Below are 13,778 nucleotides of genomic sequence, written 5' to 3'. Positions count from 1 at the left end.
TCTAGGCTGGCAGCACGATGATCAGGTCCGGGCCCCGCCGCCGCACGCCGCTGCTCCTGGTAGAGGCGGCGACCCTGCTCTCCGGCATCGGCAACGGGGTGGCCACCGTGGCCCTGCCCTGGCTGGTGCTGGAGCGCACCGGCAGCGCCACCGCGGCCGGCGTGGTCGCGGCGGCCACCGCGCTGCCGCTGCTGCTGTCGAGTCTCGTCTCCGGCACCGTCGTGGACCTGCTGGGCCGGCGGCGTACGGCCCTGGCCTCCGACGCGCTCTCCGCCGTCTCGGTCGCCGCGATCCCGGCGCTGGACGCCCTGGTCGGGCTGAACCTCGGCTGGATCGTGGCGCTGGCCGCGCTCGGCGCCGTCTTCGACCCGGCCGGGCTGACCGCCCGGGAGACCCTGCTGCCGGCCGCCGCACAGGCCGCCCGATGGCGGATCGAGCGGGCCAACGGCATCCACGAGGCGGTCTGGGGCCTCGCCTTCCTGATCGGGCCCGGCGTCGGCGGCGTGCTCATCGCCGCGATCGGGCCCGGCCCGACGCTCTGGGTCACCGCCGCCGGCTTCGCGCTGGCCGTCGCGCTGATCGCCGCCGTCCGGCTGCCCGGGGCCGGCCGCCCGGAACGCCCCCCGGCCGGCCTGTGGGCCGGCACCGCCGAGGGGCTGCGGTTCGTCTGGCGGGACCGGCTGCTGCGGACCATCGCGTTGATCACGATGGTGCTGGTCGCGCTCTACCTGCCGGTCGAGGGCGTGCTGCTGCCGGCGTGGTTCGTCGCCCAGGGCGAGCCGGCCCGGCTCGGCGCGATCCTGATGGCGATGAGCGCCGGAGCGGTGGTCGGGGCGCTCGCCTCCGGCATGGCGGGACGACGCATCCGGCGGCGCACGCTGATGGTGATCGCCCTCGTCGTCACCGGGGTGGCCCTCGTCGGGCTGGCCACCCTGCCGCCGTACCCGGCCATGCTCGGCTTCGCCGCCGTGATCGGGCTCGCGTACGGGCCGGTCAATCCGCTGGCCAACTACGCCATGCAGACCCGCACCCCGGAGCGGCTGCGCGGCCGGGTGGTCGGGGTGATGACCTCCTTCACGTACGCCGCCGGCCCGGCGGGCTATCTGCTCGCCGGGCCGTTGGTGGAGTGGCTCGGGCTGCGCCCGGCGTTCCTGCTGCTCGCCGGGGCGCTGCTGGTGGCGGCGCTGGTCGCCGCGCCGCTGCCGGTGCTGCGGGCGCTGGACGAGCCGCCCCGCCACCCGCCCGCCCCGGCCGGCGGCACGTCGGGCCGGGTAGAGGGCCCGCTCCCGCTCGGCGAGCAGTGGGCGCCCTCGGCGCACCGGGACCCGCCGGATCAGGGGTAGAGCGTGAATCCGGGCGTGGTGGCGATGGCGGTCAGGTGCGCCATGGCGGACACCCGTCGCCAGTGCCGCAGCAGCTTGACCAGCGCCGTCGACACCAGGTCGTCGGCCGTGTGCCAGTCGCCGCAGAGCAGGTACGCCGTGCGGCGCAGCGGCTCCAGCCTCGCCCCGACGTACTCGCGGTAACTCTCGATGTCGGCAGGCAATCCCGCCACCTCCTCGCCTCACCGCTCAAACGGAGGCCGGGAGGGTGGAGGTTGCCCGGTCAGCCCGGAATCGTGATCCGGCCCTCGACGGCGGCGGAGGCGATGTCGCTGCGGTGGTGCGAGCCGGGCAGGTCGACGCCGCGTACCAGCTCGTAGGCGGCCTCGCGCGCGGCGGCCAGGTCGGGGCCGGTGCCGGTGGCGCAGACGACCCGGCCACCGGCGGAGCGCAGTGTCCCGTCGTCGTGCCGTCGGGTGCCGGCGTGGATGATCCCCGGCCCCTCGGCCCCGGAGATCACGCCGCCGGTACGCGGGGCGGCCGGGTAACCCTCGGCGGCGACCACGACGGTGACGGCTGCCCCGTCGCGCCAGCGCAGCGGCGGGTGCGCGGCCAGCGTGCCGGTGGCGGCGGCGTGCAGCAGCCCGGCGAGCGGGGTCTCCAGCAGCGCGAGCACGACCTGCGTCTCCGGGTCGCCGAAGCGGGCGTTGAACTCGATCACCCGGGGGCCGTCGGCGGTGATCGCCAGCCCGACGTAGAGCAGGCCGGCGAACGGCGCGCCGCGGCGCGCCATCTCGGCCAGGGTGGGGTGGACGACGTCGCGCATGACCTCGTCGACCAGGCCGGGCGGCGCCCAGGGCAGCGGCGCGTACGCCCCCATGCCGCCGGTGTTCGGGCCGGTGTCGCCGTCGCCGACCCGCTTGAAGTCCTGCGCCGGCAGCAGCGGCACCGCCGCCTCGCCGTCGGTGACCACGAAGAGGGAGACCTCGGGGCCGGCCAGGTATTCCTCCACGACGACCCGGCCGCACTCCTCGGCGTGCCGCAGCGCGGCGGCGCGGTCGTCGGTCACCACGACGCCCTTGCCGGCGGCGAGCCCGTCGTTCTTCACCACGTACGGCGCGCCGAACTCGTCCAGCGCCCGGCCGGTGCTCTCCGCGTCCGTGCAGGTGTACGCGCGGGCGGTCGGCACGCCGGCGGCGGTCATCACGTCCTTGGCGAACGCCTTCGAGCCCTCCAGCCGGGCGGCCTCGCCGGACGGCCCGAAGGCGGCGATCCCCTTGGCGCGTACGGCGTCGGCGACCCCGGCCACCAGCGGCGCCTCCGGCCCGATCACCACCAGGTCGACCCCGGTCTCCACGGCCAGCGCGGCGACGGCCGCCGGGTCTGCCGGATCCACCGACCGCAACTCGGCGACCCCCGCGATGCCGGGGTTCCCCGGCGCGGCGATCAGCTGGTCGACGGCGGGATCGGCGGCCAGGCCGAGCGCGAGCGCGTGCTCCCGCCCGCCGCCACCCAAGAGAAGTACGCGCACGACCCGAGATCCTACGCGCGCCGGCCGGGTGCCTCCCGCTTCGGCCCCGACCGGCTCTGCGGACCGCACCCCCGTGCGCAGCCGGCCTCGCCCGCCGCGAAGTGCCGACCGCAGTGGCCGCAGTGCGGGCAGACGAAGAGCCTCCGCTCGCTCGGCAGCCAACACGGGACGCTCAACACGTCGTTGCCGTGCGACAGGTCGAGCGCGTCGCCGTCGCCGCCGGGGAGGTGGGTTGAGCCGTACCAGAGCACGGGATACCGGCCCTGGCACTCCCCGCAGGCGTTCACCCCCCACTCGGTGCCGCAGGGGCCGCAGGTGACGTGGAAGGTGCGCCCCTGCCAGGCGGTGAAGTCGTGACCGCCGGCCACCGTCCCGCAGGTGGGGCAGGTGGCGAGCCGGGTCAGCGCCGCAGCGGCCGTGACCAGCCGGTGCTCGACGTCCACCACGGGCACCTGGCTGCCCCGGCGGGCCTCCCGGGCCGCCCACTGGCGCAGCGCGGCCCGGACGGCCTCGAACTCGTCGGCCCGGGGCGGCCGTACGGCGAGGAGCCGCCCGTCCACCACGCGCAGCCAGGTCGACGCGGCCGTCACCGGTTCCACCGCCGCGTCCGGCACCGGGACCACCGGCGGGTACGCCAGCAGCCGGGGTACGTCGACGGTCCACCGCAACGCCCGGGCGACCCGCTCCAGGGAGTCGGACTCCAGCGGGCTCACCGGCACGCAGAGCGGACCGGGCGGGGCGGCCGCTCCGGCGGCTCGCTGGAAGCCGGCCCAGAACGCCCGCAACCGGGTGGCGACCGGAAGCACCGCCCGCTCCTCCGCGGTACCGGGATAGAGGAGAACGGTCGTCACGTCCGTCGGCGGCAGGTCGTCCAGCAGGGCGGCGGCCGCCCCTCCCGGACTGGTGAGCGCGTGCGGCAGCGGGACGAACCGGACGAGTGGCCGCTCGACTCCGGGCTCCCGCTCGACGAGCAGGAGCACGCCGTCCGGGCCCCAACCCAGGTGGTAGGTCACGTCGTCGCGGTGCAGGGGGACCGCCGGGCCGGACCGGTCCGGGGCCGGCGCCCGGCCCACCTCCATCCGCAGGTACTCGCAGGCCCGCAGGACCAGCAGTGCGCAGTACCGCTCGAAGCCCACCGCGAACCGCTGGTGCCGCGACCGGTCCGTGCTCCGCGCGTGCACCTCGTCCGTCCAGGCGGTCCAGAGCCGGCCGACCCGGCGGTACCGGTCGTCGTTGTTGACGAGATTGGTCCGCTGCAGCGTGACCGGCAGGTGCGCGTGGCGGTTGACGCCCTTCACCAGGCGTGACCCGCGCAGGGCGTGGACCTGCCCCCACCACTGCCGCAGCACGGCGCCGAACGCGGTCGCCTCCGCGATCACCCGGTCCGAGTCGGCGGCCATCTCCTCAAGCAGGAGCGCGAACCGGAACGCGTTGCGCCACGAGGGCCGTTCGACGTGCCGGTGGTCGACCAGCCGCGCGACCAGGCGGGCGATGTCCTCCACCTCGCGGATGCGCGACGCCAGGTAGACCGCCAGCCGTTCCACCAGCCGGCCGGCGAGCCGATTCTCGTAGAGGTCGATGTCGTCGTCGAAGCGCAGCGCCAGGATGTGCGACGGGACCACCCCGCGGACGGTCCGCACCTGCCAGTACTCGCTGTGCTGCGACAGGTGGGCGGTGGCCGTGGTGGCGATCCGAGCGGCCCGGTCGACCCGGGTGACCTCCCGCAGGACGCGCAACCGGTCCGCCGGACTCCGCCCGACCGCGACCAGGGCGTTCAGGCCGGAACGGATCTCCTCGTCGAGTCGGCTCGGGTTCAGCCGCTCGCGCGGCTCGGCGATCAGCGGGGACTGCTCGGCCCAGTCCTCGGCGGTCCCGCCACCCGCGGCGATCGACGCGAGCCGACCGGAGATGGTCAGGATGGTGTCCACCACGAGCGGTTCCGACTCGCCGTGCGGCCGCAACTGCCCGACGACCGTCTCCCCCGGCGCCGGTGTGCCCCGCCCGGTGGGCGGGGCGCCCGACGGGTCGGCCGGAAGCCGCAGCGACCAGCGTTCACCGGTGACCGGCACCAGGTAGTCGCCGGGCCCCACCGGACGGCCGTCGAGCGTCGCGCCCGCCGGCGCGGTGTGCAGCAGGTACCGCCCGGCCGGCGCGGGCCCGACCGGCAGGGCCGGCAGCCGGCGGCCGGTGAGCCGGTCGTACCACTCGACGCCGCTCATTCAGCCCCGTCCCCGGCGGCGGATCGCCCGGTCCAACACCGTGTCGACGGCGACCGGTTCGCCGTCCAGGCCGTGGGCGTGCCAGGCGACCGACACCGCCTCCCGCACCCGGTCGAGCGTCTCGGCGCTGATCTCGTAGTGATGCTCGATCTTGTGCAGGACCTTGGTGGCGAGCAGCCGGTCCGCCGCCTCACCCACGGTGCCCCCGGCCGCGCAGACCACCGGCACGTACGCGTCGATCTGGCGCCTGAGCCGGGACCCCCAACCGAGGTGGCACTCCTCGGCGAGCAGCGTCTTGAGGTCTCCCTCGAGGAACCGCCACACGGCGCCCGGCTGCTCCCGGAACGTGCGCCGGGCCCGGCCGAACGCCTTCCGGAGCCCGGCGAGCGTGACGACCGGCTGGGCGGTCGGCGCGGGCTCGTCGATCCAGGGCCGCTGCGCCGGCAGTTCCAGCACGTACGCGCGGTCGTAGGTCTTGTCGGCGAACCGCACGGTCGTCTCGTCGTTGTTGGCGGTGCCGACGAACCAGACGTTCTCCGGCAGCGCGATCCGCCACTCGCCGTCCGGCTCGTCGGTCAGCAGCCGCCGTGGCGCTCGCCCACTGCCGCTCGGCAACAGGTCGAACGCGGCGCCGCGGGGGTTCTCCAGCTTCGACAGCGCGTCGGCGAAGTACTGCTCCGGGTGCGACAGGTTCATCTCGTCGAGCACGATGAAGTAGGGAACCTCGGCGTAGTGGGGGCACTGCGCCTCGTAGAGGGCCTTGAGGAAGGCCGACTCGTGGAACCGCCGCTCGAAGGTGTTGTAGTGCCCGAGCAGGTCCTGCCGGTCACGCCAGCCCGCCTGGACCTCCACCACCCGGTGACCGGCGCCGATCGCCCGGGCGAACGCCCGCGGCAGGCTGGTCTTGCCGATCCCGCTGAGTCCTTCGAGCAGGTGCAGGCGACTCATCGCCAGTCCGCCCAGGAACGACCGGACGTCCTGCGCCGAGTACGCGAGCCGGTCGGCCGGATCCTGGTGCCACATGGTCCGGCGCACCTCGAACGCGAACTCGGCGAGGTCCGGCTCGCCCACGTCCTCCAGGTCGCGGGCGTTGTTCAGCTCCGGATCCCGGTCCATCTCGTCGCAGCCCCGGAACGCGGTCTCCCGCTCGGCCTGCCTGCTCAGCGAGTCGTACCGCTGGTGCAGCTCCTCGATGGTGGCCTGATAGCCGTTGATCACCCCCTGGTACGCCAGCTGGGTGTCGCGAAGCAGCTCGACCTCGGCGACGGCCACGCGCGAGGCCTGCACCTCGCCGAGCAGCCGCTGCTGCTCCAACCGCAGCTCGGTCACGCGCTGCGCGCAGCGGCGGTGCTCGTCCGCGGTCCGCCGCAGGTGCAGCACGTCCTCCTCGTCGGGCCGGCGGGCCAGCTCGTCGCGGAGCCGCTGGTTCGCGCTCTCCAGCTCCTGGAGACGCCGGGCCGACGCCTCCGGGCTGTGCTGCCCGAGCAGGTCCAGGTCACGGCGCTGCTGCTCGATGAGGCCACGCTGACGCTCGACCTCGGCGTGGGCGGCGGCGAGGCGCTCCGCGTCGGCGCGCAGCCTGAACTCCAGCTCGGCGACCCGGCGGGCCGACTGCGACTCGACCGCCAGCCGTACCGTCTCCGACTGTTCCTCGACCTCGCGGCGGGCGCTCTCGACCTCGCGGCGGTCGGCGCGCAGCAACGCCCACTGCCGTTCCAGTTCGGCCGCTTCGTCCTCGGCCCGCTTGCGTCGACCGGCCAGCTCCTGCTCCAGGGCTGCCCGCTCGGCGTCCAACGACTCCCGGTGCTGCCTGCGCTCCCGGTCCCGGCGGTCACGATGCTCCCGCTCCTCGGCCTCGAGCCGGGCCACCAGCTCCGCCAGCTCGGCGTCGAGCCGGGCCCGGGCCTGCGCCCCGTACTCCCGGAAGCCGGCCTCCGCGTCCAGCTCCCGGTCGCGGATCGACTCCTCGCGCTCCCGCAGCCCCCGCTCACGGTCGTCGAGGGTGGTGGCCAGGCGCCGGGCCTCGGCTTCCGCCTCGGCGAGGGCCGTCTCCCTGCGGTGCAGGTCGGCGAGCCGGTCCTCGGCCTCCTCGATGCGCCGGGCGGCGGACCGGGCGGCCTCGGCGTACACCTTCTGCTGCCGCCGCACCTCGGCCAGCGCCCGGGCGAGCGTCCGCCCGTCGGCCGCCCCGTCCTCCGGCGCGCCGCCACCGTCCGGGCCGGCGTCGTCCACGTCCAGGCCCTCCGCGGCGGCGAGCGCCTCGACCTCCTCGGCCCGCTCGAACGCCTGCTCGATGGCGCGATCGGTCGTTCCGGCGGGGGCCGGCTCGGTGGCCGTCCCGCCGCGCGGGGACGGTACGCCAGGGGATCGTGCCGGGGTGGCCTTGCGCTGGGGGGTGCGGGACGACCTGCGCTTCGACATCAGGTTGGGGTTCCTTCGCTGCGGGCGGGCAGGGAGCTGAGATAGGCGTCGACCATGTCGTGGGCGAGATCGCGACTCCACTCGACCTCGTCGGGCGTCGGGTCGGAGATGGCCGCGTGGGAGCCGTCGTTGCGCAGGTTGCCGAGCAGGTCCCAGGCGTCGACGAAGCCCGGTTGCCGTTGGCCGAGGCGGGCCAGGGGGTGCCCGGGCCGGCCGTCGAGCACGCTCAGCACCGCCGTGGCGAGCAGGGCGTGGCGGTTGACGTGGCCCTTGCCGGCGAACGCCTCCTCGATGTCGTGCCACGACACCGAGGCGAGCCGCCCGGGCCGCCCGAACCCGATGGTCCGGCAGACGGTGTCCAGGGTCCTGCGGCGCAGGGTCTCGTTGCGCCGGAGTTCCGCCATCACCTGGCTGTCCGGTCGGTACTCGGCGACCATCCTGCGCAGCAGCAGCTCGATGGTGCGGGCGGAGTAGGTGAGGGTGTGCTCGTTGGCCGCCCTGCCCCGTCCCTTCCCGCTGCGCAGGTAGGCGGCCTCCACCACCACCATCAGCCGGCACAGGTCCGGGTCGTCGGCGGCCCGCAGGCCGAACCGCAGCTCCAACTGCGCCTCGACGTCACGGCGGACCCCGAGGTCCGCCTCGTAGAGGTCGACGGCCCGCTTCTCCGCGGTGCCGCTGATGAGGTCGGCGAGGACCTGCTTGAGCCCCTGGTCGTGGTCGGTGCGCGACACCACGAAACTCCGCAGCAGCGGGCTCGCCCGCGGGCCGAACGGATCGCGCGCCTGCCACACCTCGTCCTCGCCCGGGTTGTTGACGTAGAGGCAGGTGGCCAGCCACACCGTCGCGGGTGCCGGGTCCACGATGGACACCCGCCGGATGGCCCGCGGCGGCGCCTGACCCTCCGGGCGGCGCACGCGGCGGCGCCGTACCGCGTCGAGGATCGTCACCGCGTCCGGCGGCTGCGGCGCCAGGCCGTCCGGCAGGTGCACCGGCACCAGCCGGCGCGGTGGCCCGGGACTGCCCTTGCTGCCGCTGCGCAGGAACGGGCCGCCCTGGTCCCAGGCGAGGTCCGCGTACCGCGGCGCCACCTCCGCCCCCGGCCACAGGGTCTGCGAGAAGACGTCCTGGAAGACGTACGCGACCTGGGTGTCCTGCGGATCGACCTCGCCGGTGACGAACGCCTCCCGGCCGGCCTCGGTGACCTGACGGATCTCGTCCAGGTAACCGAACCGCGTCAGCTCGCCGACCACCACCCGCACCAGGGAGGGGTGCAGGCGCATCGCGGCGGCGATCTGCTCGGTGTGCCGGACGCCGACCCGGCACAGCCCCAGCACACCGCGCTGGAACAGGTTCAGCTCGTCCTGCTCGGCGACGGGCGCGCAGATGCGGTACTGCCAGGCCGGCCAGAGGATCCACCGGTGCGTCACGTCGGGGATCCGCCGGACCATGTCGACGACCGGCAGGTCAGACCGGAAGGTGGCGACCGAACTGTCCATGGCACAACTCCCGGAAGGCCGTCAATCCCTCAAGCTGTTCCGGGGCGGCGCCCCGGAGGAACATCTCGCTGTCACCCACCGCGATGAGCAACCTCCGTTGGCGGCTCAGCGCCACGCAGAGCCGGTTGACGAGCATCAGGTGGCCGTACCTGCGCCAGTGCTGCCCGGGGGTGGTCGGCATGTCGTTGCTCCTCGTGGTGGAGAGCAGCACGACGTCGAACTCCTTGCCCTGGAACGCGTCGACCGTGCCGACCCGCAGCCGTTCCTCGCCCGCGGCGTTGAACTCCAGCTCCGGGATCGGCCGGTAGTCGTCGCCGTCCCTGAGGGCGAGGCCGGCCAGCACCAGCTCCGCCCAGATCTGGTCGACCTGTGGGCGGTGGAAGGCGATCACCCCGAAGGTAAGGGTCGGGTCCTGCTCGGCGAGCCGCCCCAGCTCGGCCGCGACCACCTTGGCCTCCAGCGGCCGCCGCCACGAGGTGCGGACCCGCTCCTCGGCGGCGGCCTCGAACGGCACGTGCCGCCAGACGCCGACCAGTCCCTGGTACGGGTGCAGCGAGTGGCTCAGCTCGTCCGCCGACCTGCCGGCCTGGATCCTGTCCGGGCCGCCGTAGAACACGGTGCTGACCAGCCGGCCGAGTTCGGGGTGCATCCGGTACTGCACGTCCAACCGGACGGTCCGGTCGGCCTTCCGCTCCAGCAGCTCGAACAGTCGCTCGAACAGGCTGCGACCGAGATCGGTCGCCAGCCGCTCGTCGCCGGGCCGCTGGCGCCGCAGGACGTCGACGAGCTCCCGCTCGACCGTGTGGGGCAGCTGCGCCTGGTCACCGACGAGCACGATGCGTTTCCGGGCACAGGCCATCGGGATCATCAGGTCGAGCGGATTGGCCCGGGCCGCCTCGTCGATGATCACCGTGTCGAACGACAGCCTCCCCTCCGCCGCCAGCTCCCGCATCTGGGCTGAGTCCACCTGCTGACAGGTGGCGGCGAGGACCGGCGCGTAGGCGTGCACGGCTTCGTAGACCCGCTCCGGATCATGCTCGAAGACGTCGACGTAGTCGGCGAGAACCGCGTCCCGGCCGTCACGCGAGTCGTGCAACCGCTGCTCCGCCTCGGCCGACAACTCCAGCAGCGCGTCCCGGACCAGCGGGTTCAGGCCCGGAGCGGCGACCGGACCGCCGGTGCCGGCGAGCAGGTTCAACAGGCGGCGCCGCAGCGCGCGCAGGTCGTCGAGGAAGCCCGGCGCGGCCCCGCCGGTCCAGGCGGCGGCCCGGGCGAGCAGGTCGGCTCCGGCCGCGTCGAGCAGCTCGCCGCCACCGAGCTGGTCGAGCACCCGCCGGCAGCCGTACGGGCCGTCGTCGGCGAAGCCCGCCGGTGTCTCCCGCAGGCCACGGACGAGCCGGCGGAGCCGGCCGGCCCGGACCGGGTCGACCAGCGGGGTCTCCAGGGCCAGCTCCAGTTGGCTCCGGACCGTCGCCACCCGGTCCCGCACCGCCAGGCCGACCTCCCCCTCGGCGAGCTGTTCGACCTGACGGAGCAGGCCGACGGTAGCCTCCAGCGGAGGGGGCGCGACGAGGTACGAGGCGACCAGCGTCTGCACGGCCCCCAGTCGACGCCGCCGGGCGCTCTCGGGACGCCCCGCCAGGTCCTCGTTGAGCCGGCCCAGCAACTGCCGCCGCCAGCGTTCCGCGGTCCGGACCGTGCCCCGCTTGCGGGCGTCCACCTTGACCCCCGGCAGGTCGTAGACGCTCGTCTTGGCGAGGACGTGGTCCAGGGCGTCGTGCTGGTACGTCGTCAGCAGGGTGTTCCGCCCCACCGTGCAGACCAGCTCGTCGACCTCGGCCAGCCGCTGTTGCAGCGCCGTGATCACCTGCGTCTTCCCGGTGCCGGGTGGGCCCTGGATCAGCACGATGCCCGTGGTGTTCAGCGCGATGCGGATCGCTTCCTGCTGCTTCTCGGTCGGGCGGCCCGGCCGGAACACGTCCCTGGTCGCCGCCGACATCGCCTCGTGGCCGAGCGGGCGGGTGTCCGGCGGGACGGCCCCGTTGATGAGCAGACCCAGCCCCTTCATCTCGGCCTGCCCGCGCGCGATCCGGTCCCGCGCGTGTTCCCGGCGCTGCTTGCTGACCTCGCTGCCCCGGTAGGCGTAGTGCAGGTGACCGCTGGGCGGCGGGGCCACGTCGTCGCGGTGGCCCAGCCGGGTCACGAGCTCGAGCTGCATGCTGTCCCGGTCGATCCAGCGCAACGGCGCGCTGAACGTCGGACCGCCGCGCGCCGAGCCGGCGTTCTCGTCGGCGCCGAGCAGGAGCGCCGGCACCCGCTCCGACGCCTGCAACTCGAGGTTGGGCTCGTCGGCGCGGGCGTCCCTGACCTGCTCGACGAAGCGCCGCGTCTTCGGGTCGGCGGCGAGCCGGAAGCGCCACGCGCCGCCCTCGACCGCTTCGCAGGACGTGTAGTGGCCGGTGCCGAGGTCCGTCGCGAACCGGACGGCGCGCGCCCACTCCTGGTTGTTGTACTCCTCCCACAGCTCCAGGTAGGAGCGCTCCCCGCCGGTCACGCCGTCGAAGCCGCCGAGCTGGTGCGCGTCGAGCCGCGCCCCGGCCGTGTCGTCGGTGAAGCTGAGGTCGGTGCGCAGCAGCGTCAGTTGGCGGCCGTCCGCCGGGCGACGGGCGATGAGCAGCCTCGTCAGCAGGAGGCGCCCGTCGTGCTGGCCCAGGTCGGCGTCGACGTCGAGGCCGTGCAGCCGCAGCCCGGTGTAGCGGTCGGCGTCGATGGTCCGCCCGGACACGACGGCCCGCCGGTGCGCCTCGCCCGGCAGCGGCGGCAACAGCAACTGCTGCCGCAGCCACCGGCACACGTCCTCGACCGAGGCGAGCGTCCGGTTGCGCCGTTGCGCGTACGCGATGGTCCGCTCGTCGACGCCGACCCGCACGGCCTCACCCCAGAGCAGGTCCCGGTCGAACAGGTGGATGCGGACGGCGACCCCGCGCCGGTCCCGGTCGACCCGGGCCGCCCACGCCACCGACCGGCGTCGCGCGGCGAGCACCAGCCCCAGCGCGTCCTCGTCCCGCGCGGTCCTTCCCCGGACGGCGACACCCGCGGCCGAACCGGCCCGGGGCGGACCGCCGCCGGCGTCGCCCGCCCGGCCGAGCAGCGCCTCGCCCTGACCGGGCGCCAGGACCACCTCCTCGGTGGCGCGCATGCTCTCCGGGAGCCGTTCCGAGCCCACCGTCCGCAGCTCCAGGTCGACGACCTGCCCCTGCCACGGCCGGAGACCGCTCGCCAGGAGACCCGCGCGGGCTCCCCTGCCCGACATCAGCGCACCGCCCCGGCCGGCCCGACGACATCGAACGTCACCTGCCGGTGCGGGCTGAGCGGATCGCTGGTGAAACAGAGCCGCCACGGCGGGACGTCCGGACGCAGCTCGACCTCGGCGTCCCGGCCGGGCGGCAGCCGCCGCTGCACCTGCCGGTCGCCGGAGACCAACAGCAGCGGCCGAACCCCGACGTTCGTCACCCGGACCCTGCGCCCGCCGTCCCAACTCACCGTGGACAACGGCCGGTGGGGGTCGTCCGAGCGGATCTCGCCGTGCCGGGCGGTCAGCTCGAACGGCCGCCCGCTGTCGATGGCGACGACCTCACCGGCCGGGATGCTCCAACCCTGTGCCCCCATCACCCGCTCCGGGTCGGCCGCGTCCGAGGCCCGTGCCAGGCTGAAGATGTCGGGCCCGGCGTGCAGCCAGACCCGGCAGACGAGGTCGTTGCCCGGCGTCGTGCCGCACCACGGACAGGCGCGGGCCGCGAACCGGTGGCCGCTGCAGGAACGACAGGTGAGCGTGGCGTCGACCGCCTGCCACAGGGCGGTGGCCCAGTCGGCGCAGGAGGGACGCCGGACGGGGGCACACAGGCCGTCCTCGAAGGTGGCGCGGAAGTAGCCGCCCAGCGTCCGGGTCAGCAACCGGTCGCGGCCGGGGAGCCCCATGGTCGAGGTGTTGCTGCGGTCGTGGCTGTGGTCGATCCAGGGCACCCGGTACGTGTGGGCGGCCTCCTCCAGCTCGACCGGCCCGTCCTCGATGTCGTCGCCGACGAAGGGATGCGCGACGAACAGGGTGTGGTGTGCCAGGACGGCGAAGGCGAACGCGTCCGACAGCGTGCTGGTCCGGCTGCCCCGGCTGACGAGTTCCGGCGCGCCGTAGCCGGGGGTGTAGACGGCGGGCCGCGAGCCGTCGGACTCGACGGCGAGGTTGTCGGGGTCGACCAGCCAGATCTGGTCCTGGTCGAGCGGCTCGGACACCAGCACGTTGCCCGGCGACGGATCGCCGTACACCATGCCCCTGGCGTGCAGCGCCGCGAGCGTGGTGGCGAGCCGCGCGAGCACCCGCAGCCGCCGGCGCAGTCCTCCGGTCGCCAGGTACCAGGAGATCAGCTCCACCTCGTACGGCGGGAGCATCTGCTTCTCCAGCGGCACCATGTCGTCGAGCAGCTCCATCACGTAGCCGATCTCCGGCTCGGCGAGCATGACGAGCGGCCGCGCGACCGGCAGGTCCTCGATCGGCATCCGGGCGACCGCCCGGAGTCGCTCGTCGAGCAGGGCCGCGTGGTGGGAGCGAGGCCCCCGGAGGAAGAGGCGCTTGACCGCCAACGGGCTGTCCCGGACCCGGTTGACCACCCCTTCCGCGCCGTGCCCGAGCCGCTCGGCCAGCGGCAGTGTCCGACCCCGCACGTCGCGTACGGTCGATTCCATCGCTGCTCCTTCGGATCCGGCGGCGCGGCGCTGAGCGCGCCGCGCGGAC

8 protein-coding genes are annotated in these 13,778 nt (G+C 74.7%); 1 reads left to right on the top strand and 7 read right to left on the bottom strand.

The window, feature by feature from the left end; translation table 11 throughout:
* The first annotated feature begins 17 nt into the window (after positions 1–17).
* Positions 18–1,343 (top strand): MFS transporter, encoded by a 1,326-nt coding sequence (locus ACGF7U_RS00125; RefSeq protein ID WP_393101877.1) that lies wholly within the window; start codon positions 18–20, stop codon positions 1,341–1,343.
* On the opposite strand, the gene ACGF7U_RS00120 is transcribed toward ACGF7U_RS00125, so the two are convergent.
* The 7 genes from ACGF7U_RS00120 to ACGF7U_RS00090 are packed head-to-tail and all read right to left on the bottom strand — an operon-like array spanning position 1,334 to position 13,729.
* Complete coding sequence (locus tag ACGF7U_RS00120) at positions 1,334–1,546, bottom strand: sigma factor (protein WP_393101876.1); 213 nt, start codon at positions 1,544–1,546, stop codon at positions 1,334–1,336. The genes ACGF7U_RS00125 and ACGF7U_RS00120 overlap by 10 nt on opposite strands.
* A gap of 59 nt (positions 1,547–1,605) precedes the next feature.
* Entirely contained in the window at positions 1,606–2,853 is a 1,248-nt protein-coding gene (gene purD / locus ACGF7U_RS00115; RefSeq protein ID WP_393101875.1) for a phosphoribosylamine--glycine ligase, read from the bottom strand.
* 11 nt (positions 2,854–2,864) lie between these two features.
* On the bottom strand, positions 2,865–5,072 hold the full coding sequence (locus ACGF7U_RS00110) for a DUF2357 domain-containing protein (protein ID WP_393101874.1): 2,208 nt from the start codon (positions 5,070–5,072) through the stop codon (positions 2,865–2,867).
* A complete protein-coding gene (locus ACGF7U_RS00105; protein ID WP_393101873.1) occupies positions 5,073–7,493 on the bottom strand; it encodes a hypothetical protein in 2,421 nt (806 codons plus the stop codon).
* On the bottom strand, positions 7,493–8,989 hold the full coding sequence (locus ACGF7U_RS00100) for a hypothetical protein (RefSeq protein WP_393101872.1): 1,497 nt from the start codon (positions 8,987–8,989) through the stop codon (positions 7,493–7,495). The genes ACGF7U_RS00105 and ACGF7U_RS00100 overlap by 1 nt, the downstream gene beginning before the upstream one ends.
* Complete coding sequence (locus ACGF7U_RS00095) at positions 8,958–12,302, bottom strand: DEAD/DEAH box helicase (RefSeq protein ID WP_393101871.1); 3,345 nt, start codon at positions 12,300–12,302, stop codon at positions 8,958–8,960. The genes ACGF7U_RS00100 and ACGF7U_RS00095 overlap by 32 nt, the downstream gene beginning before the upstream one ends.
* Positions 12,302–13,729 (bottom strand): hypothetical protein, encoded by a 1,428-nt coding sequence (locus ACGF7U_RS00090; protein ID WP_393101870.1) that lies wholly within the window; start codon positions 13,727–13,729, stop codon positions 12,302–12,304. Before ACGF7U_RS00090 ends, ACGF7U_RS00095 begins: the two co-directional genes overlap by 1 nt.
* Positions 13,730–13,778: the final 49 nt, after the last annotated feature.

Origin of the sequence: Micromonospora sp. NPDC047670 (assembly GCF_043204915.1) — a bacterium.
Lineage (GTDB): Bacteria > Actinomycetota > Actinomycetes > Mycobacteriales > Micromonosporaceae > Micromonospora.
This window is presented reverse-complemented; position numbering and strand designations above follow the sequence as displayed.